The following is a 20115-nucleotide window of genomic DNA, read 5'->3' as shown; positions in this document are numbered from 1 at the left end:
ATATGTTTTTTAGATTGTTTCGTCCTCATGCCCCCCCATTCAACCGATGATCCGGCCAAACGCGCGCTCGATGCGCTGGAACAGGCAAGCCGCCGGCCGATCCTCGCCGCCGCGTCCATTGCCTGCGCCGCCTCGCTTCTCTGGATCGTCCAGGCCTATGTCGCAGCCGATCTGATCGGAGCACTGGTTGCCGGCACGGCGACGGTGCAGAAGGCGGTGCTTGGCGCCGTGTTGTTCATTGCCTTCGGCCTGCTGCGGCATGGCGGCGAAGCCTATGCGGCCCGCAGCGCGTTTCGTGCCGCTCAATCCGTCGTGGCCGGCGAGCGGCGGCGGATCATCGATCGGGAAAGCAGGGTCTCGCCGCTCGCCTCCAACCGGCAATCCTCCGCGGCGCTTGCGACACTGGTCGGCAACAAGCTCGAACTTCTCATCCCCTGGATGGCGCGCTACCGCGTCGCCGCCATCAAGGTGGCCGTCGTCCCGATCGCCATCCTCCTGGCCGCGCTTTTCTGGTCCTGGGTGGCGGCGCTGATCCTGCTGATGTCCGGGCCGCTGATCCCGCTGTTCATGGCGCTGATCGGCTTTGCCGCGCGGGACGCGAGCGAGAAGCATCTCGCCGAGACCGGCACGCTCAATGGGCTGCTTCTCGAATGGCTGACCGCCGCCTTCGACATCCGGCTCCTGAACGCGGAAGCCGCAACGCATGCGCGTTTCGAGGACGCGGCCGATAGTCTCCGGGTCCGCACCATGGCAGTGCTGAAGGTAGCTTTTCTCTCCTCGACCGTTCTCGAACTCTTCGCGGCGCTCGGCATTGCGCTTGCCGCCGTCTATGTGGGCTTCAGCCTGCTCGGCACGTTTTCCTTCGGCACCTACGGCACGCCGCTCTCGGTTGCCGGCGGCATCTTCATCCTGCTTCTGGTTCCGGACTTCTTCCAGCCGATGCGGGAACTGGCGGCTGCCTGGCACGACCGGGCGGCAGCGCTTGCTGTGGCGGGAGAGGTGGCGGCGCTGGAGACCGGGGCGGCTCACACCATCCTCGGCTCCGGAAAAAAGCAGCCGCCGCTTGGGCGCGCGCCTGCCGTCCGCGCGGAGGGTGTGGGGCTGTCGATGAGCGCCGGACGGCAGGTCCTCTTCCCGGACTTTGCCATCGAGCCCGGCGAGAAGGTTGCACTGACCGGCGGCAGCGGCGCCGGCAAGAGCACGCTTCTCTATCTCCTCGCCGGTCTGGCGAAGCCCGACCAGGGATCGCTGACGGTTGCCGGCCAGCGGCTGGACGACGAAACGGCGGATGCCTGGCGCGCCCGGATCGGCTATGTCGGCCAGCATCCCCATCTTCTGAATGCGAGCTTGAGAGCCAATTTGGCGCTGGCCGAAATACATGCGGATCCGGACCGCCTCTCCTCCGCTCTTGAGAGGGCGCAGGCGCCCGACGTGGTAGCGGCCCTGCCGCGCGGGGCCGATACCAGGCTTGGCGAGAACGGCGCAGGCGTTTCCGGCGGCGAAGCCCGGCGGTTGATGATCGCCCGCGCGATCTACGGCAATGCCGACGTCATTCTTGCCGACGAGCCGACGGCGGATCTCGACGCGATGACCGCGGCACGGATCACCGACGCCCTTCTGGCCGCCGCGCAATCCGGGGCAACCCTGATCGTCGCCACCCACGACCCGGCGCTGATTGCCCGCATGGACCGGGAAATCCGGCTGGAGGCCCACCCATGAGCGCGCTTTTCAAGGTCTTTCGCCGCGTCTGGAGCGGCCATTTCGGCTCGTTGCTGCTGGGCGTCCTGTTGTCGGTGACGGTGACCGCGGCCAGCATGGCGCTGCTGGGGCTGTCCGGCTGGTTCATCACCGCGGCGGGCGTCGCCGGCGGGGCAGGGGCCGGCCTCGTCTTCGACGTCTTCCGCCCCAGCGCCGGCGTGCGCATGCTGGCCTTCGGCCGGGCCGCCGCCCGCTATGGCGAGCGCCTGACCACCCATGACGCGACGCTGCGGGGTCTGGCACGTCTCAGGGTGTCCGTGCTTGCCGCCATGCTGCGCCGCCCCGCACTTGTCCTCTCCAGGCTCCGCGGTTCCGAACGCCTCAATCGCCTGACGATCGACATCGATGCCCTCGACGGTCTTGCCCTGCGGCTGGTCATTCCCTTCACCGCCGCCGCCATCACCTTTGTCGCCGCCTATCTCCTGCTGGCATGGCTGACGACGCCGCTGATCGCCGCCTGGCAGATCGGCGGCTTCCTTGTCGGCATCGCGGTTGCCACCCTCATGATGCTGAGGAAGGCCCGCAAGCCTTCGCGCCTCGGCCAGAGGGCGATGCAGGCGCTGCGCATGCGCGTTATCGACATGATGCGCGCCCAGCCGGAGCTGGCGGTTGCCGGGCGGCTCGACGATTGGCGCCTGTCGATCATGGATGCGCAGGATCGACTGCAGGCGGCCGGCGATGCGGTCGACCGCGCCGAACATCGCTCGGCCATTCTGATCACCGGTTTTGCGACAATTGCCGCCGGCGGTTCGCTTCTTCTCGGGGCACTCGCGACCTTGAACGGAACGCTGGATGCCGCCCACGCCGCCCTCGGCTTCTTTGCGGCCCTCGCCCTCGCCGAGATCGCCGTACCGCTCGCCCGCGGCATCGGCGAACTGGGCCGGATGACGGATGCGGCCCGCCGCATCGAGGCCGAGTTCACCGCAGCGGTTCCGACCTCTGCCGCCGATCGGACGTCGCTGCAGACGACTTCGTCCCCTGCCGCTCCGTTGCTGAGTTTCGAGACCGTTTCCCTCGTGCAGGGTGGACGGCCGTTGCTGAAGACACTCTCGTTCGACATCAACGCCGGCGAAATCGTCGCACTCACCGGCCCGAGCGGTTCCGGCAAGACGACGCTTCTCAATCTGGCGCGCGGCCTTCTCGCGCCGGACAGCGGAGTCGTTTCGCTGGCGGGCAGGCCGGTCCTTGATCTCGCCGAGGACGATGTGTCGCATCTCGTCGGCTACCTGCCACAACGTGCCGCATTGGTCGGCGGCAGCATCGCGGATAACCTTCGCCTGGCTCGTCCGGACGCTTCCGACGAAGAGATGATGGCTGCGTTGCAGATCGCCGCGCTTGACGTTGTGATCACGGAAAAAGGCGGCCTGGAATTCCGTCTCGGGGAAGGCGGAGGCGGCCTTTCCGGCGGAGAGAAGCGCCGGCTGGCCTTGGCCCGGATGGTGATCCGGCGGCCGCGTCTCCTGCTTCTCGACGAGCCGACCGAAGGGCTTGACGGCGCGACGGCGGAGACTGTTCTGGCGCGCCTGCAGGCCGCCTTTCCCGAAGCCGCGATCCTGGTCGCGGCCCACCGCGCGGCCGAGAAGGCCTGGGCTCATCGCCTGATATCGCTCTCCTGAAAACCTCTGCCGGCTGCGGCAACGGGGGTGCGACAATAAGGTGCGCGAAAAATGCATCTTATTGACGTGAATCAAGTACGCGGCAAGCGGAGGGGTCTAATGCAAGTCGGGTATGGATGAACGCCTGCTCTGACTAGAAAGCGAGGACGCCATGGCTATCGACATAGTCGAGCTGTCACGACTGCAATTTGCAATGACGGCACTTTATCATTTTCTCTTTGTCCCTTTGACACTAGGCCTTTCCATCATCGTCGCCATTATGGAGACGGTTTACGTGATGACCGACCGACCGGTCTGGCGCCAGATGACCAAGTTCTGGGGAACGCTGTTCGGCATCAATTTCGTTCTCGGGGTTGCCACCGGCATCACCATGGAATTCCAGTTCGGCATGAACTGGAGCTATTACAGCCATTATGTCGGCGACATCTTCGGCGCTCCGCTTGCCATCGAGGGCCTCATGGCCTTCTTCCTCGAGGCGACATTCGTCGGCCTCTTCTTCTTCGGCTGGGATCGCCTGTCCAAGCGCGCGCACATGATCGTCGCCTGGCTCGTTGCCATCGGCTCGAACTTCTCCGCGCTCTGGATCCTGATCGCCAATGGCTGGATGCAGAACCCGGTCGGCGCCGCCTTCAATCCGATGACGATGCGCATGGAGATGACCTCGTTCTTCGATGTGGTCTTCAATCCGGTCGCCCAGGCGAAGTTCGTGCACACGGTCTCCGCCGGCTACGTCACGGCCTCCGTCTTTGTGCTCGGCGTTTCTGCCTGGTACATGCTGAAGGGCCGGCATATCGAGCTTGCCCGCCGCTCGATCGCGGTTGCCGCCAGCTTCGGTCTCGCCTCGGCGCTGTCGGTCGTCCTGCTCGGCGACGAATCCGGCTATTCGGTCACCCATGACCAGAAGATGAAGCTCGCGGCCATCGAAGGCATGTGGGAAACCCAGCCCGCGCCGGCCTCCTTCACCCTGTTCGGCTTTCCCGACCAGGAAGCACGCGAAACGCACTATGCCATCCACATTCCCTATGCCATGGGCCTGATCGGCACCCGGTCGCTGACCGAGGAGATCCCCGGCATCGACAAGCTGGTGAAGGTGGCTGAAGAGCGGATCCGCTCCGGCATCATCGCCTATGACGCGCTGCTGACCATTCGCGGAAACAAGGGCAATGTCAGCGACGAGGTCCGCAAGACCTTCGAGGATCACTCGAGCGACCTCGGCTTCGCGCTGCTCCTGAAGCGCTACGTCGACGATCCGCGTCAGGCGAGCGAGGAGCAGATCGTCAAGGCGGCGAACGACACCATCCCAACCGTCTGGCCGCTGTTCTGGGCCTTCCGCATCATGGTCGCGCTCGGCTTCGCCTTCATCGCCATCCTTGGCTGGTTCTTCTACCAGGCCTCGTTCAAGCGCATGCGCTTCTCGCGCCCGGCGCTGTGGTTCGCGGTGGCGATCATTCCGACACCGTGGATTGCCGCCGAACTCGGCTGGTTCGTCGCCGAATTCGGCCGCCAGCCCTGGACGGTGGACGGCGTGCTGCCGACGGCGCTGTCCGCCTCGCAGCTGAGCGTCACCGATCTCCTGATCACGCTGATCGGCTTTGCCGTCTTCTACTCGGCGCTGTTCGTCATCGAGATGGGCCTGATGCTCAAATACATCCGCAAGGGCCCGTATATTGACGTGGCGGAAACCGAACAGTGGATGAACAAGCACCGTAATCGCCTGAGCGCAGGCAATCACGAACTGCAACCCGCGGAGTAACGATCATGATTCTCTTTGAACTGATTGGATTCGATGTCCTGCGCGTCATCTGGTGGGTGCTGCTTGGCGTCCTGTTGACGGGCTTTGCCCTGACCGACGGCTTCGACATGGGCGTCGGCGCGCTCATCCCCTTCGTCGGCAAGACCGACACGGAACGGCGCGTCGCCATCAACACGATCGGCCCCGTCTGGGAAGGCAACCAGGTCTGGTTCATTCTCGGCGGCGGCGCCATCTTCGCCGCCTGGCCGCCGCTCTATGCGGTCAGCTTTTCCGGCTTCTACCTGGCCATGTTCGCCATCCTCGCCGCCCTCATCCTGCGGCCGGTCGGCTTCAAGTATCGGTCCAAGCGCGATTCCGCCACCTGGCGCAACGGCTGGGACTGGGCGCTCTTCATTGGTGGCGCAGTTCCGGCGCTGATCTTCGGCGTCGCCATGGGCAATGTGCTGCAGGGCGTGCCGTTCCGCTTCAACGACGATCTGATGATCTTCTACGACGGAACCTTCTTCGGCCTCCTGAACCCCTTCGCGCTTCTGGCCGGCGTGGTCTCGCTGTCGATGATCGTCATGCACGGCGCGGCATGGCTGAACCTGAAAACGGAAGGTGCCGTACAGGCCCGGGCGCGCCGCTACGGCTCGATCGCCGCCCTTGTCATGATGGCAGGCTACGCGCTGGCCGGCGTCTGGCTGGCAGCGGGCATCCAGGCCTATGCCTTCAGCGTCCCGCCGCTTGCCAACGGACCTTCGAACCCGCTCCTGAGCGAGGTCGTCCGCCAGGGCTCCTGGATGGCCGCCTATTCGGCCCGACCGTGGATCATCGTATCGCCGATCCTCGGCTTTGCCGGCGCCTTCCTGGCCTTCCTCGGCCTGCGGGCCGGCCGCGAGGTCTCGACGCTGCTGTTCTCCAAGCTTTCGATCATCGGCGTCATCTCGTCGGTGGGGCTCACCATGTTCCCCTTCATTCTGCCGTCGTCGATCGCGCCCAGTTCGTCGCTGACGGTGTGGGACGCCTCGTCGTCGCACCAGACCCTGTTCGTCATGCTGGTGTCGGCGGTGATCTTCGTGCCGATCATCCTCGCCTACACGGCATGGGTCTACAAGGTCCTGTGGGGCAAGGTGACCGAGAAGAGCGTCACCGAAGCCAGCGACGTCGTCTATTGAGAAAGGACATCTGATATGTGGTATTTCGCATGGATCCTCGGCCTGCCGCTGGCCGCCCTCTTCGCCGTCCTCAACGCCATCTGGCTCGAACTGCAGGACGACCGCCGCTTCATCGAATCCGGTGACGAGAAAGAGCGCGGCTGATCCGCCCACGGCACGCGCAAGGTGCCCCCGACGCTACGAATGCGGCCGGGGGCATTGCCGTTTACAGACGGATTTCTGTTGGCAGAAAGAGCAAGCTGCTCACAAGAAAGAAGACAACAAAAAACCCCGCCTAGGCGGGGTTTTTGTATTTTCCGTAACAGTCCGGAACATGAAATTGGTGCCCAGAAGAGGACTCGAACCTCCACACCCTTGCGAGTACCAGCACCTGAAGCTGGCGCGTCTACCAATTCCGCCATCTGGGCGACGGGGAGCGATGTAAGAGGAGGAGAGCCTGCTGTCAACAGGCATTTTGAAGTTTTCGCGACAAAGCCGGAAAAGAATTTTCAAGGGCTTGCGGCGGCGAAGGCGCGGATCGTCCGCAACCCCTTGTCCAGCAGTGCGGAGGCCGCTTCCTCGCTCCCGGCTTCGACGTAGCAGCGCATTTCCGGCGCATTGCCCGACGGGCGGAAATGGATCGTCCGGCCGTCCTTGAGAGACACCCGCAGGCCGTCGATGTCGCTGGTCGATTCGACCTCGCCGATGTCGGCAAGGAAGCCGGCGAGGTTTTCGCGCGACGCCCTGAGATGCTGCATGAGCGCGGCGGAGCGTTCCTGCGCAAAGTTCTCCAGCCGGTCCGCGGCCGCCACGGGCAACCGGTAGTCGGCGGCGACGGCAGACAGGCTCTGGCCGCTCGTCGCGGCACGCGCCAGGCAGGCGAGGATCGGCACGAAGCAGTCGCGCGTCGGCAGCGGATTGAGCGTCCGGCCGTTCAAGAGGAACGGCGATGCGGTCAGAAGCCCGCCATTGGCCTCGAAGCCCATCACGCCGTCCTTGCCGTCGGCGAGCGCGTCCAGCATGCCGGCAATGACGTAGGGCGAGCCAACCCGGGTGCGCACCACCTCGTAGCGCCCGGCGCCTTCGATGCCGGAATTGGAGGTGACCGGGGTGACGACAACCTTGGCACCGAGGAAGCCGGCGGCGATCAGGCCGAGAAGATCGCCCCGAAGCGGCGTTCCGGTCTCGTCGGCCACCAGCGGCCGGTCGCCGTCGCCGTCGGCCGAGACGATGGCGTCGAGCTTTTCCGCGCGCGCCCATGTCTTCAGCTTGTCGATGGTCTCGGCAGAGACGGCCTCGGTGTCGACCGGGATAAACGTTTCGGAGCGCCCAAGCCGCTTCACGGTCGCCCCATACTGTTCCAGGAGGTCGGCCAGAAGATCGCGCGCCACGGTGGAATGCTCGTAGACGCCGATCGTCATGCCGGAGAGAGTGCCTGGCGACAGCAGGGCACGGTTGCGGTCGAAGAACACCGCCATCGCACGCTCGCTGGCATCTTCCATGTCCGCATCGGCGGGGGTGGAAAACGTTTCCGCCTCCACCTCGGCGGCGAGCGCCGTAATGGCGGCCTCGTCGTGCTTGTCGATCTCGCCGGACGGCAGGTAGAACTTGATCCCGTTTCGGTCGGCGGGGATGTGCGAGCCGGTGACCATCAGCGAGGCGGCGCCGGTCTTCAGCCCGTAGAGCGCCAGCGCCGGCGTCGGCAGTGTGCCGCAGTTGATCGGGCGCAAGCCGGCATCGGAAAGGGCGGCGGCGCAGGCGGCGGCGATGGCGGGGCTGGAGGGCCGGAAGTCCTGGCCGATCAGCACCGCGTCGCCGTTATTGGCATGTCCGGATTGGAGGAGATGCCTTGCGAACGCCGTCGCGTAGATTGTCGCCGGCTTGCCGGCAAGCTCGGTGGCAAGGCCGCGCAGGCCGCTGGTTCCAAATTTCAGGCTCAACTTTCTCTCCCTCGTCGGTATCGTGTGCGGCCGTCATCGGGCCGCAATCGGTATAGAAGTCATGGCCGAGAATGCAAAGTTTTGACTGGATCGCACCGCTCAATGCGGAACAATCGTCAGGCTTCGTCGTTTCTCGCCGGTAGTTCTGAGATAGGACGCCTCTTGGCTCATGACCACCGGTAGGCAAGATTTCTGTCGACAATCGACGGTTTTGTGCTTCAATTGGGGGCTGGCATGAATAACAAAGCGGCGGGATCGCGTTAACAACCCCATCATTGGGAAGGAGTGCCTCATGCAGAAGATTGCAAGAATAGCTGCTGGTATTGTCATGAGCGTCGCGGCTGTTGCGCCGGCGACGCCCGCGGGCGCGTTCGTCGCGTCTCCGCCGGCCGTTGCCGCCGGTGGCGGAGTGAGCGGCAACGTCCAGGACGTTCGCTGGGTCTGCGACATCTACCGCAACTGCTACTGGCGTGGCGGTCCTCGCCAAATTCGCCCGCTTCCGCCGCCACCGCGGCCTGCTCCGGGCGGATACTGGAACCGGCATGTCCGCTGGTGCCTCGACCGCTACCGGTCCTACAATCCGCGCACCAACCGCTTCCTCTCCTATAGCGGCGACTACAGGGTGTGCCATTCGCCGTGGGGCTGAGGCCGCGAAGCGACAATACGAACGCTGATGAAGCGGGGCCTTGCGCCCCGCTTTTTCACATCAGGACCTGTCGGTGTGGCCGAGGTCGCGCCCCGGTTCGATGACGTCGCGCACCCGCTGCTTGAGCTCCTTCGGACCGGGGAAGCCGCCGTCTCGCTTGCGCTCCCACAGAAGATCGTCGTCGATCCGGATCTCGAAAATGCCGCCGGTGCCGGGCACCAGGGCGACCTCGCTCAGCACATCGGAGAAGGTCGAGAGCAGCTCCTGCGCCATCCAGGCGGAGCGTAGCAGCCAGTTGCACTGCGTGCAGTAGAGGATCGAGATGCGGTATTTCCGGTCCATGGTCATCCAGTCTTTCATGTGGCGTGTGGCAATCGTATCAGCCGCCCGCCCGCCGGCAACAGATTTGTCCGTGGTTTCTGCGGGCCGGGCCCTTGCGGCGCTTTGGCGAACATGGTCATCTTCCTCCGATTTCGCAAAACGTCCCGAGGATTAGGCATGCGCATACTCGCCGTCGAAAACATGGCCGGCACCGAGCATGGTCTCGTTGGCGAGGCGCTGGCGGAGGCCGGGATTGCTCCTGTCATCCGTCGTCCTTATGCCGGTGACACGCTGCCGGCAGGCCATGCGGAATTCGATGCGCTGATCGTTTTCGGCGGTACTCAGAATGCACTGGATGACGAAGCCCACCCCTACCTTCCGGCGCTTGCCCGCCTGATGCGTGATTTCGGTGACAGCGGCAAGGCGGTGCTCGGCCTCTGCCTGGGCAGCCAGATTCTGGCGCGCGCCTATGGCGCCGCCAATATCGTCGGGACGGCGACGGAATTCGGCTGGTGCGAAATTGCGCCGACGGCGGAGGGTGCCCGCGATCAACTGCTTAGCGGCCTTGCAGGCGGCTTCCGCGCCTTCGAATGGCATGACGACACCTTCACGCTGCCGCAGGGCGCGGTCCACCTCGCGGCAGGTGCAACCGTTCCCAATCAGGCATTTCGCGTCGGAGAGGCTGCCTATGGCTTCCAGTGCCATTTCGAGGCGGGAACAAGGGTGGTGGAGCGCTGGAGCACGGAGTTCGCCGATGCCGCCCTGAGGATGGATCCCGACTGGCCGCGCCGCCATGCCAGTGAGGCCGCCTTGCATGGCGCACCGGCCCATGCATCGGGAATGGCGATTGCGCGGGCATGGATCGGCGTGGCGCGGCGGCAGGCCGCGCGCCGGTCGGAGGCCATGGCTGGCTGACCCCCCAAGTTCTATAGGCTCGCTAAAAACCGATCGTTAATCTTTACGATTTATAAATCTCTCGAATCCGGGAGTTTTGTTATGCGTTTCCTGGCGATCTGCCTTTTGCTTTCGCTCGCGGCCTGTGCCGCACCACCGTCCCAGACCCGCAATGCCTGCGCCATTTTCGAGCAGCGCGACGGCCTGTTCAACAACTGGCGCCGGGCCGCCGAGGCGACCGAGCGCGAATACGGCGTTCCGGTGCCGGTGCTGATGGCGACCATCTACGTCGAATCGAGCTTCAACGGCCGCGCCAAGCCGCCGCGCACGAAGCTGTTCGGCTTCATTCCCTGGAAGCGGCAGTCTTCGGCCTTCGGCTATTCGCAGGCGCTCGACGGAACCTGGGATCGCTACAAGCGCGAGACGGGCCGCTTTGCCGCCAACCGCACGAGCTTCTCGGACGCCATCCAGTTCATCGGCTGGTATCACTACCAGAGCCATCTGCAGAACGGCATTCAGCTCAACGATCCCTACAATCTCTATCTCGCCTATTATGTCGGCCACACCGGCTATTCGAAGGGGTCCTGGCGGGGCAATTCGACGGCACAGCGGACGGCCGCCAAGATGAATTCGATCACCAGCACCTATGCCGCCCAGCTCCAGCAGTGCCCAGGCTGACGGCGGGGCTTCAGCGCTTCCATCTTGAAACGCCCGGCTGAACGGGCGTAAATCGAACGGCGGCAATCCTGCTGCTGCCGGGGAGGGCAGGCATGGACGAGATCTTCGAAGGACAATGCTTCTGCGGCGGCGTCCGCTTTCGCCAGCACGGGCGGTCGATGTTCATCCATTGCTGCCACTGCAAGGACTGCCAGCGGCAGACGGGCAGCGCCTTTGCGATCAATGCGATCATCGAGGCGGACCGGATCGAGGTGCTCAAGGGGACGCCGGTCGCCGTTGAAATGGCCACCGACAGCGGCCATCCCCACGATATCCATCGCTGCCCCGATTGCGGCTCCGCCCTGTGGAGCGATTACGGGCGTCGCGGCTGGATGCTCTTCGTCCGGGTCGCCGCGCTCGACGATCCATCCTCCTTCGTTCCCGACGTCCATATCTTCACCCGCTCGAAAATGCCCTGGGTGGTCCTTCCCGACGGCGCGAACGCTTTCGAGGAATACTACGACATGAAGGCTCTCTGGCCTGCGGATAGCTGGGCCCGCCGTGACGCCGCCCGCGCAAAGGCAAAGGCGGCGCGCTAAATCGACGCAGCCCCGATTTTGCCGCAACAAAGGTAATTCCGAGGCAACGGAACCAGCGCTGTGGGTCGCGCATTCTCCTGTCACTGAATGAAAAGGAGAGAGCCATGACCTATGATCCCAACCTGAACAACCCGAACCCCAATCCCTATTCGCCGCCGCCGGAGCCCCCGCGTCGCGGCGGCTCGGTCACCTGGGTAGCCGTCGGCGCCATCGCCGTGGTCGTCATCGCCGTCTGGGCGATCATGGGCACGCCGAGCACCGATCCGGGCACGACCGCCTCCACCACGCCGCCGGCAACGACGGAACAGGCACCGGACGTCAAGCCGGCCGCCCCGGAAGCTCCGGCCACCAACGATGCGGCTCCCGCTGCCCCGGCCGCGCCGGGTTCGAACTAACGGTCTTCGACCGATAAGAAAAACCGCTCGCTTCCGGATGGAGGCGGGCGGTTTTCGTTTGTATATGCGCGAGTGTTCGGCGATCGAAATCCATTCGCGCGGCTTTAGCATTCACTCTTGTAGGTCATGGCAAATTTTGGCAATATCTGCCATAAAAAGGAAGCGACCATGGCCACGATGAATATTTCTCTCCCTGAGCAGATGAAGAATTGGGTGGAAGAGCAGTCGAGAGGTGGCCGCTATGGCAATGCCAGTGACTATGTCCGCGACCTCATTCGGCGGGACCAGGAGCGTCAGCAGGGTATCGTGGAGATGCAAAAGCTGATTGATGAAGGGCTGGAAAGTGGCGTCGGCACGCGCAGCCTGACGGAACTTTTGGCGGAAGCGCGCCGTCGTGCTGCAAAATAAAGTTGCGGTTCACCGCGCAGGCCGAAGAAGATTTTCTCGGTATATATGCCTTCGGAGTTGAGGCCTTCGGCATCAGCCAGGCCGAGCGATATCATGCGGAGTTAGAGACAACATTTCTTATGTTGGCCGACATGCCTTCAGTAGGGCGGGAGCACGCGGAATTTCATCCGCCAGTCCGCATCCACTTCCACGCCAGTCACGTCATCGTCTATCTGGCAAATCCTGATGGGATCCTGATCGTTCGCTTATTGGGAAGCCGTCAGAACTGGGCCCGCATTCTGGCGCGTGAAGACGGCTAGGCGCCGTCTCACTCGTCGCTCATCTTCAGCGCTGCGATGAACGCTTCCTGCGGGATTTCCACCTTGCCGAACTGGCGCATGCGCTTCTTGCCGGCCTTCTGCTTTTCCAGAAGCTTGCGCTTGCGGGTGGCGTCGCCGCCGTAGCATTTCGCCGTCACGTCCTTGCGCAGCGCCGAGATCGTTTCGCGGGCAATGACGTTGCCGCCTATGGCCGCCTGGATCGGGATCTTGAACATGTGCTTCGGGATCAGCTCCTTGAGCTTCTCGCACATGTCGCGGCCGCGCTTTTCGGCGGCCATGCGGTGCACCAGCATGGACAGCGCGTCGACCGGCTCGCCGTTGACGAGGATCGACATCTTCACGAGGTTGCCGGCCCGGTAGCCGTCGAGGTGATAGTCGAAGGAGGCATAGCCCTTCGAGATCGACTTCAGCCGGTCGTAGAAATCGAACACCACTTCGTTCAACGGCAGTTCATAGGTCAGCATCGCCCGGCTGCCGACATAGGTCAGGTCCGTCTGGATGCCGCGCCGGTCCTGACAGAGCTTCAGGATACCGCCGAGGTAGTCGTCCGGCGTCAGGATCGTCGCCTTGATCCACGGTTCGCGGATTTCCGAAATCCTCACCACGTCCGGCATGTCGGCCGGGTTGTGCAGCTCGCGCTGCGAGCCGTCCGTCATCGTCAGTTCGTAGACCACGGACGGGGCGGTGGCGATCAGGTCGAGATCGAATTCGCGCTCCAGCCGTTCCTGGATGATTTCAAGATGCAGGAGGCCGAGGAAGCCGCAGCGGAAGCCGAAGCCGAGTGCTGCCGAGCTTTCCATCTCGAAGGAGAACGAGGCGTCGTTCAGCCGGAGCTTGCCGACGGCGGCGCGCAGGTCCTCGAAATCATTGGCGTCGACCGGGAACAGGCCGCAGAACACCACCGGCTGTGCCGGCTTGAAGCCCGGCAGCATCTTGGCGGTCGGGCGCTTGTCCTCGGTGATGGTATCGCCGACGCGGGTGTCGGCCACTTCCTTGATCGAGCCGGTAAAGACGCCGATCTCGCCGGGGCCGAGGCTTTCCACGGTCAGCATCTTCGGCGTCAGCACGCCGACGCGCTCGACCTGGTACTTGGCGTCCGTCCCCATCATACGGATCGTCTGGCCGCGCTTCAGCTCGCCGTCGAGCACGCGCACGAGAACCATGACGCCGAGATAGGTGTCATACCAGCTGTCGACGAGCAGCGCCTTCAGCGGTGCACTGGCACCGCCCTCGCTCTTGGGCGCCGGCAACTTGTTGACGATGGCTTCCAGCACATCTGGAATACCGAGGCCGGTCTTGGCCGAGATCAGTACCGCCTCGGAAGCATCGATGCCGATCACTTCCTCGATCTGTTCCTTGATCCGGTCGGGTTCTGCGGCCGGCAGGTCGATCTTGTTGAGGACCGTCACCAGCTCGTGGTTGTTGTCGATCGCCTGATAGACATTGGCGAGCGTCTGGGCTTCAACGCCCTGTGAGGCGTCAACGACGAGCAGCGAGCCTTCGCAGGCCGAAAGCGAGCGGGAGACTTCATAGGCGAAGTCGACATGGCCGGGCGTGTCGATCAGGTTCAGCACATAGGTCTCGCCATCCTTGGCGATGTAGTGCAGCCGCACCGTCTGTGCCTTGATGGTGATGCCGCGCTCGCGCTCGATCTCCATGTTGTCGAGCACCTGCTCCGACATTTCGCGTTCGGCAAGGCCGCCGCATGTCTGGATCAGACGGTCGGCCAGCGTCGATTTCCCATGGTCGATATGGGCGACGATGGAGAAGTTGCGAATATGGTTAAGCGGTATGCGGTTCGGATCTGTGCTCATGGTCGCGCATATAGCAGCGGCTTCGACCCCGGAAAAGCGGCAATTTCGCGGGATGCGCAGAAATTCGGGTGATTTCGGCCCATTGCAAAGGGTGTCCGGGAGACCGGTGGCCGTTAACGATATGCATATCGATGCCGATGGCTGACCGATCATGCCGCGTGGTAGTTTCAGGCGCGTCCTCCTTGAGAGGCGGTTATGGGGCAATCGACATGACCAATCCGATCCATATTGCGCGTCGCATCCTCACAGCTGGAGCCCTGCTCCTCGCAGCTGCCGGCATCTCCAATGCAGCCGACATGAGCTTTGCTGTCACCAACAACCACTCCGACGCCGCGGACGTCGCCTTCTACGGCGAGGATACCGACACGGTCTGGCCGGGGGCGGATTCGGCTTATGATTTCCTGAAGGGCGAGACGAAGACGGTGACCTTCACCTGTCAGGAGGGCGAGCGCATCTGCTACGGCGCCTGGGCGACGGGCGACACGGAAACCTTCTGGGGCGTGGGCCAGGGCAACGAGCACGGCTGCCCCTACTGCTGCTTTACCTGCTCCGACGGCCGGACCGAAACCTTCAATCTCGTGCAGTAACGTTCTCTGCAATCGGCATTGACTCCATTATGAGAGAGAAATAATCTCTTATAATGGAAAGCGATGCGGACGGATTCGATCTGGCGATTGGCGAGCGGCTCAAGGCGTTGCGCCTTGGCGCCAACATGACGCTAGACACCCTGGCGGCCGAATCCGGCGTCAGCCGGGCGATGATCTCGCGCATCGAAAGGGCGGAGGCGAGCCCGACGGCCGTGCTGCTCGCCAGGCTCTGCACCGCCATGGGGCTTTCGCTGTCCTCCTTCTTCGAAGGCGCGGAAGAGACAGCCGATCCCCTGTCGCGCCGCGCAAGCCAGAAGGTCTGGACCGATCCAGAGACGGGATACCTGCGCCGCTCCGTTTCGCCACCGGGCATGGGTGCGCGCGTCGACATCGTTGAGGTCGAGTTTCCGCCGGGCGCGCGCGTCTTCTATCCGCCGCAGGCGGCGGCGCAGAGCCAGAGCCAGCATGTCTGGTTGTTCGAAGGGGTGATGGAGCTCTCCGTCGGAGAGGCGGTTCATCGCCTTGCCCCCGGCGACTGCCTTCACATGAACATCGGCCAGGGCCATGCCTTCTTTAATCCGGGCAAGACGACGGCGCGCTATGCGGTCGTCATAGACAGGGGACTGAAATGACGACGACGGCCAGTATGCGGCTTCTGGACCAGCAACAGGCGCTGGAGGCAATTCCTGCGCTTTCGGATATCCTGGTCGATGGCGTCGAGGGTGGCGCCTCGCTCGGCTTCATGTCGCCGCTCTCCAAGGACGAAGCGGATACCTACTGGAAAGGTATCGCCGGGGCGGTCGGTCGCGGCGAGATCCTGCTGTTTGCGGCCGAGGTCGACGGCAGGATCCTCGGCACGGTGCAGGTCGGCTTTGCCATGAAGCCCAACCAGCCCCACCGCGGCGACCTGATGAAGCTGCTCGTTCACAGCGCGGCCAGGGGCAGGGGCATCTCCCGCCTGCTGATGGAAGCCGCGGAACGCGAATCGGCGAAACACGGACGCTGGCTTCTGGTACTCGACACGGCGACGGGGTCACCGGCGGAGGAGATTTATGCTCGCTTCGGTTGGCAACGCAGCGGCGTCATCCCGGACTACGCGCTCTATCCGGACGGCAGCTATTGCTCGACGACGATTTTCTACAAGCGCGTCGCCGCTTGACCTCGCGGACCACTTCCAGACCCATCGGAAATGTGACTATATCGCTCCGGCCGCTCAAGGCTTTCGGGGAAATACACATGAAATCGCCTCTTCGCTCGGCAGCTCTCCGCTGCCGCCGCGCCGTCACGGCCGCGGCTCTCGTCCTCATCGTCGCGCCGGCATTTGCCGCCGACGTCACCTTCGTCATGCGCAACGACCACCCGAACGCGGTGGAGGTCGAACTCTATAGCCAGGACAGGGAGCATGTCTGGCCGGGCGGCGGCGAGGTCTACTATCTCGACGATGGCGAGACCAAGGAAATCCCGCTCTCCTGCACGGAAGGCGAGAACATTTGCTACGGCGCCTGGGTCGCGGGCGACCAGCAGACTTACTGGGGCGTCGGTCCGGACGACAAGGACGATTGCGACGACTGCTGCTACACCTGCACGGGCGGCGAGACCGAAGAGATCAACCTCACCGAATAGCCCGGACGATCCGGCTTGCGGCGCTTTAGCCGCCGCGCTAGCGTTCCCGGTGTATTGGCAAAGGGAACGCAGCATGCGCGTATTTTATTCGGAAGACCACAAACTGCGCGACGCGAAGACGGAGCTTCACGGCGGGCAACTGGTCAAGCCGTTCGAGGGGCCGTTTCGCGCCGAATGGATCCTGGCGGCGGTCAGGGAAGAGGGCTTCACCGATGTCGTCGCCCCTGCAAGCCACGGGCTCGAGACCGCATCGAAGGTCCACGACGCCGGCTATCTGGAATTCCTGAAGACCGCCTGGGAGCGCTGGGTCGCCGCCGGCTACGAGGGCGAGGCGATCCCGACGGTGCTGCCCGTCCGCCGGGCCCGCCAGATCGTGCCGAAGGACATCGACGGCGCGCTCGGCTATTATGCCAATGCCATCGAGACCTCGATCACCAAGGGCACCTACGAGGCTGCACTTGCCTCGATGAACTGCGCGCTTTCCGGCGTCGACTGGCTGAACGAGGGCAACCGCTCCTGCTTTTCGCTCTGCCGTCCGCCCGGTCACCATGCCGGCATCGACCTTTACGGCGGCTACTGCTTCATCAACAATGCGGCGGTCGCGGCGCAACGGTTTTTGGACCAAGGCGCCCGAAAGGTGGCCGTCCTCGACGTCGATTTCCACCATGGCAACGGCACGCAGGACATTCTCTACGAGCGCGGCGACATCTTCTTCGCCTCGCTGCATGGCGATCCGGCCGATGCCTTCCCGCATTTCTGGGGCTATGCCGACGAGACCGGCGCCGGTGCCGGCGAGGGGCTGAACGCCAACTATCCGATGCCGCCGGGAACCGCCTGGGAGGCATGGTCCGCAGCGCTTGCCGACGCACTGGCGCGCGTCAAGGCGTTCGGCGCCGAGGCGATTGTCGTCTCGCTCGGCGTCGACACCTTCGAAAAGGACCCGATCTCCTTCTTCAAGCTGAAGACACCGGACTATATCCGCATGGGCGAGATGATCGCCGGCAGCGGCCTGCCGGTGCTTGTGCTGATGGAGGGCGGCTACGGCGTCCCTGAAATCGGCCTCAACGTCGCCAATGTCCTGAAAGGGCTTGAGGCGTAGGCAAGCCGCCGGTCGTCAGAGCTTGCTGATCGAATTTCCGCCGTCGGCAAGAAAGGCGGTGCCGGTCACGAAGGAGGACCGCTGGCCGATGAGGAAAAGTGCTGCCTCCGCAATCTCTTCCGGATTTGCCATGCGCTTCAACGCATGAAGCCCGCGGACAAACTCATGAAAGGCGGGGTCGTCGCCGGCCATTTCCGTCATCGTGCCGCCCGGCAGCAGCGCATTGACCCGGATCCCCTGTGCCCCGTATTCGGCGGCGAGGACCTGCGTCAGCCCGATCAGGCCCGCCTTTGACGCGGCATAGGCGCCCATGCGTGGCAAACCGACCGTGTGTCCGACGAAGGACGAGGTGAACACGACCGATCCGCCACCGCGGCGCAGAATTGCCGGGATCTGCTTGCGGGCCGCGAAAAAGGCGCTGGTCAGGTTGGTGGCGATGACCGCATGCCAGTTGTCGGTGGTCATGTCGGGTATCGGAGCGTATTTGCCCGCCATTCCGGCATTGTTGAATGCGGCGTCGAGCCCTCCGAATTCCGTTTCGGCAAGATCGACAAGCGCTTCTGCATAGGTTTCGTCGCCGACATCGCCGGCAAGGAAGACGGCGCGTCCCGCTGCACTTCTGCTGATCTCGCCTGCGATGTCCTCAAGACGATCGGCGCGGCGGGCGCCGAGGATGAGGTTGGCGCCTTCCCTGGCAAAAAGCCGCGCTGACGCTTCGCCGATGCCGCTGCTGGCGCCGGTTATGATGATTGCTTTACCCTGCAGTTCCATTTGGGTTCTCCTCTTGTAGGGAGTTCCCAAGTAGACGGCCCGGTGTCCCGCAACCACCCGATTCCAGCGCGGCAGGCCGAGGCGCGGTCAGTTGGCGCGCTTGGCCGGATCGTCCAGCGCCGGATTGTAGAACAGCGCCAGCACCAGGCTCTTGGCGATCCGCTCGGCGGTTGTCATGAACCAGGCTTTGGCATCCGATGACACGCCGAGGTCGTCAAGCGTTGCCGCGAAAAGCTGCAGCCATTCCTTGAACAGCGGCTCTTTCATGTTCTCGACGGTCAGGTGCGCCTGGACAGGCTTGCCGCCATAGGCACCGTTCTTGAAGGCGACCGCCGACCAGAAGCGTTTCATCTTTGCCAGGTGATCCGGCCAGCGCCCGTCAAGGCGCGCGGCAAAGACCGGTCCGAGCGTGGGATGCGCCTGGATGCGGGAATAGAATGTCTCGACAAGGCGGTCGATGAAGGCGTCGTCGACACCCATCGCCGCCATGTTGGCGCGGGCACGGTCCTCGATATCCTTGAGGTGGGCGGCTCTCGCTGCAAGCTCCGGGTTCATCCGGCAATCTCCGTCGGTTCACGCCGCCGGTCGGGCGGTTCCGGCCTGAGATAGCCGGAACCGGAGGCCGAGGCAAATCAGAGATTGCCGGCGCGCTGCTGGGTCATCATGTAGGTATCGAAGGAATACTCCGCCACCTGTTCCCACAGATAGCCGTCGCGCTTGAACGCCTGCTGGCTGTCGTAGATCTTCTTGAACTCCGGCGACTTCTGCGAAAGTTCCGCAAAAAGCTCCTGCGACGCCTTGTAGGCGGCGTCCATGATCTCGCGGCTGAACGGCTTCAGTTGCGCGCCCTGGGCGACGAGCTGCTTGAGTGCCGTGGCATTGCGCGCATCGTACTTCGCCAGCATCGACTGGTTGGCACGCGCGCAGGCGTCGGTCAGCATGCGCTGGTAGCTCTTCGGCAGCGCCTTGAACTTCTCCAGGTTGAAGAACGCATGCACGGCCGGGCCACCTTCCCACCATGCGGGATAGTAGTAGTACTTGGCGACCTTGTAGAAGCCGAGCTTCAGGTCGTCATACGGACCGACGAATTCGGTCGCGTCGATCGAGCCCTTCTCGAGCGCGGAGTAGACATCGCCGCCGGCGATCTGCTGCGGCGTCACGCCGATCTTTTCCATCACCTGGCCGGTCAGGCCGGCGATGCGCATCTTCAGCCCCTTCATATCTTCCAGCGAGTTGATCTCCTTGCGGAACCAGCCGCCCATCTGGGCGCCGGTATTGCCGGCCGGCAGAGCGTAGAGGTTGTAGGACGACAGCAGCTCGTTGATCATGTCGTTGCCGCCGGCTTCGCTGAACCAGGCGTTGGTCATGCGGGCGTTCATGCCGAAGGGAACGGCGGTGCCGAGTGCGAAGGCCGGGTTCTTGCCGATATAGTAGTAGCAGCAGGAATGGCCCATCTCGACGGTGCCGTCACCAACGGCATCGGCTACCTGCAGCGCGGGAACGATCTCGCCCGCGGCATAGGTGGCGATCTGGAAATTGCCGTCCGAAGCTTCGTTCACGCTCTCGGCGATTTCCGTGCCGGCATCGAAGAGAATGTCGAGGTTCTTCGGGAAGGAAGAGACCATCTTCCAGCTGATCTTGGGGCTTTCGGCGGCGATTGCGGGTGCGGCAAGCGCGGTGGCCGCTGCTGCGCCGAGACCGGCGGTGCCGGTCTTCTTGAAAAATGTGCGACGATCCATGGTATTTCCTCAAAAATATACTGTCTTGGCGTCACGTCC

Annotated in this window: 23 protein-coding genes and 1 tRNA gene; 17 read left to right on the top strand and 7 right to left on the bottom strand. The window is 63.7% G+C overall.

Translation table 11 applies throughout. From position 1 onward, the window contains the following. Positions 1-27 precede the first annotated feature (27 nt). The 5 genes from cydD to cydX all read left to right on the top strand — a co-directional run bounded on the left by cydD (position 28) and on the right by cydX (position 6428). Positions 28-1719 (top strand): thiol reductant ABC exporter subunit CydD, encoded by a 1692-nt coding sequence (gene cydD / locus ACU5AY_RS15755; RefSeq protein ID WP_446826906.1) that lies wholly within the window; start codon positions 28-30, stop codon positions 1717-1719. Beyond that, positions 1716-3374, top strand: a complete 1659-nt coding sequence (gene cydC, locus ACU5AY_RS15750) for a thiol reductant ABC exporter subunit CydC (protein WP_446826905.1) — start codon at positions 1716-1718, stop codon at positions 3372-3374. The genes cydD and cydC overlap by 4 nt, the downstream gene beginning before the upstream one ends. Before the next feature lie 151 nt (positions 3375-3525). Beyond that, positions 3526-5127, top strand: a complete 1602-nt coding sequence (locus tag ACU5AY_RS15745; RefSeq protein WP_446826904.1) for a cytochrome ubiquinol oxidase subunit I — start codon at positions 3526-3528, stop codon at positions 5125-5127. 5 nt (positions 5128-5132) lie between these two features. After that, entirely contained in the window at positions 5133-6284 is a 1152-nt protein-coding gene (gene cydB, locus ACU5AY_RS15740) for a cytochrome d ubiquinol oxidase subunit II (RefSeq protein ID WP_446826903.1), read from the top strand. Positions 6285-6299: 15 nt separating this feature from the next. Beyond that, complete coding sequence (gene cydX / locus ACU5AY_RS15735; protein ID WP_261931518.1) at positions 6300-6428, top strand: cytochrome bd-I oxidase subunit CydX; 129 nt, start codon at positions 6300-6302, stop codon at positions 6426-6428. 176 nt (positions 6429-6604) lie between these two features. Here cydX and ACU5AY_RS15730 read toward each other — a convergent pair. Together ACU5AY_RS15730 and ACU5AY_RS15725 are read right to left on the bottom strand one after the other, a co-directional pair. After that, a tRNA-Leu gene (locus ACU5AY_RS15730) sits at positions 6605-6691 on the bottom strand. 81 nt (positions 6692-6772) lie between these two features. Then, positions 6773-8197 (bottom strand): phosphomannomutase, encoded by a 1425-nt coding sequence (locus tag ACU5AY_RS15725; protein WP_446825962.1) that lies wholly within the window; start codon positions 8195-8197, stop codon positions 6773-6775. Positions 8198-8495: 298 nt separating this feature from the next. Between ACU5AY_RS15725 and ACU5AY_RS15720 the strand changes: the two genes are divergently transcribed. Then, positions 8496-8849 carry a BA14K family protein gene (locus ACU5AY_RS15720; protein WP_446825621.1) on the top strand — a complete coding sequence of 118 codons (354 nt, stop codon included), beginning with the start codon at positions 8496-8498 and terminating at the stop codon, positions 8847-8849. Between the two features lie 60 nt (positions 8850-8909). On the opposite strand, the gene ACU5AY_RS15715 is transcribed toward ACU5AY_RS15720, so the two are convergent. Beyond that, entirely contained in the window at positions 8910-9191 is a 282-nt protein-coding gene (locus ACU5AY_RS15715; RefSeq protein WP_446825961.1) for a SelT/SelW/SelH family protein, read from the bottom strand. A 156-nt stretch (positions 9192-9347) separates the two neighbouring features. Between ACU5AY_RS15715 and ACU5AY_RS15710 the strand changes: the two genes are divergently transcribed. From ACU5AY_RS15710 to ACU5AY_RS15685, 6 genes are all read left to right on the top strand, one after another. Beyond that, on the top strand, positions 9348-10085 hold the full coding sequence (locus ACU5AY_RS15710) for a type 1 glutamine amidotransferase (RefSeq protein WP_446826902.1): 738 nt from the start codon (positions 9348-9350) through the stop codon (positions 10083-10085). An 81-nt stretch (positions 10086-10166) separates the two neighbouring features. Beyond that, on the top strand, positions 10167-10742 hold the full coding sequence (locus ACU5AY_RS15705) for a transglycosylase SLT domain-containing protein (protein WP_446825619.1): 576 nt from the start codon (positions 10167-10169) through the stop codon (positions 10740-10742). A gap of 92 nt (positions 10743-10834) precedes the next feature. After that, positions 10835-11320 carry a GFA family protein gene (locus ACU5AY_RS15700; protein WP_446826901.1) on the top strand — a complete coding sequence of 162 codons (486 nt, stop codon included), beginning with the start codon at positions 10835-10837 and terminating at the stop codon, positions 11318-11320. A 104-nt stretch (positions 11321-11424) separates the two neighbouring features. Next, positions 11425-11715, top strand: coding sequence for a hypothetical protein (locus ACU5AY_RS15695; RefSeq protein ID WP_446826900.1), 291 nt, complete (start codon positions 11425-11427; stop codon positions 11713-11715). Between the two features lie 168 nt (positions 11716-11883). Next, complete coding sequence (locus ACU5AY_RS15690; protein ID WP_446825616.1) at positions 11884-12123, top strand: type II toxin-antitoxin system ParD family antitoxin; 240 nt, start codon at positions 11884-11886, stop codon at positions 12121-12123. Positions 12124-12125: 2 nt separating this feature from the next. Continuing rightward, a complete protein-coding gene (locus ACU5AY_RS15685; RefSeq protein WP_446826899.1) occupies positions 12126-12422 on the top strand; it encodes a type II toxin-antitoxin system RelE/ParE family toxin in 297 nt (98 codons plus the stop codon). A gap of 8 nt (positions 12423-12430) precedes the next feature. Here the strand turns inward: ACU5AY_RS15685 and lepA are convergent, their stop codons facing one another. Then, on the bottom strand, positions 12431-14257 hold the full coding sequence (gene lepA, locus ACU5AY_RS15680; RefSeq protein WP_446825614.1) for a translation elongation factor 4: 1827 nt from the start codon (positions 14255-14257) through the stop codon (positions 12431-12433). Between the two features lie 209 nt (positions 14258-14466). Here lepA and ACU5AY_RS15675 point away from each other — a divergent pair, with 209 nt between their 5' ends. From ACU5AY_RS15675 to ACU5AY_RS15655, 5 genes are all read left to right on the top strand, one after another. Then, the gene (locus ACU5AY_RS15675) at positions 14467-14844 is read left to right on the top strand and encodes a hypothetical protein (protein WP_446826898.1); all 378 of its coding nucleotides are present in this window, start codon (positions 14467-14469) and stop codon (positions 14842-14844) included. A 53-nt stretch (positions 14845-14897) separates the two neighbouring features. Next, positions 14898-15476, top strand: coding sequence for a helix-turn-helix domain-containing protein (locus ACU5AY_RS15670; RefSeq protein ID WP_446826897.1), 579 nt, complete (start codon positions 14898-14900; stop codon positions 15474-15476). Then, positions 15473-16003 (top strand): N-acetyltransferase family protein, encoded by a 531-nt coding sequence (locus ACU5AY_RS15665; protein WP_446826896.1) that lies wholly within the window; start codon positions 15473-15475, stop codon positions 16001-16003. Before ACU5AY_RS15670 ends, ACU5AY_RS15665 begins: the two co-directional genes overlap by 4 nt. A 77-nt stretch (positions 16004-16080) precedes the next feature. Continuing rightward, a complete protein-coding gene (locus ACU5AY_RS15660; protein WP_446826895.1) occupies positions 16081-16467 on the top strand; it encodes a hypothetical protein in 387 nt (128 codons plus the stop codon). Between the two features lie 73 nt (positions 16468-16540). Then, positions 16541-17566 (top strand): histone deacetylase family protein, encoded by a 1026-nt coding sequence (locus ACU5AY_RS15655; protein ID WP_446826894.1) that lies wholly within the window; start codon positions 16541-16543, stop codon positions 17564-17566. A 15-nt stretch (positions 17567-17581) separates the two neighbouring features. Here ACU5AY_RS15655 and ACU5AY_RS15650 read toward each other — a convergent pair whose 3' ends face one another. From ACU5AY_RS15650 to ACU5AY_RS15640, 3 genes are all read right to left on the bottom strand, one after another. Further along, on the bottom strand, positions 17582-18337 hold the full coding sequence (locus tag ACU5AY_RS15650) for an SDR family oxidoreductase (RefSeq protein WP_446826893.1): 756 nt from the start codon (positions 18335-18337) through the stop codon (positions 17582-17584). 87 nt (positions 18338-18424) lie between these two features. Then, the gene (locus tag ACU5AY_RS15645; protein ID WP_446826892.1) at positions 18425-18892 is read right to left on the bottom strand and encodes a group III truncated hemoglobin; all 468 of its coding nucleotides are present in this window, start codon (positions 18890-18892) and stop codon (positions 18425-18427) included. Positions 18893-18969: 77 nt separating this feature from the next. Then, positions 18970-20076 carry a TRAP transporter substrate-binding protein gene (locus ACU5AY_RS15640; RefSeq protein WP_446825607.1) on the bottom strand — a complete coding sequence of 369 codons (1107 nt, stop codon included), beginning with the start codon at positions 20074-20076 and terminating at the stop codon, positions 18970-18972. Positions 20077-20115: the final 39 nt, after the last annotated feature.

The organism is Rhizobium sp. PAMB 3174 (genome assembly GCF_052908375.1).
This window is presented reverse-complemented; position numbering and strand designations above follow the sequence as displayed.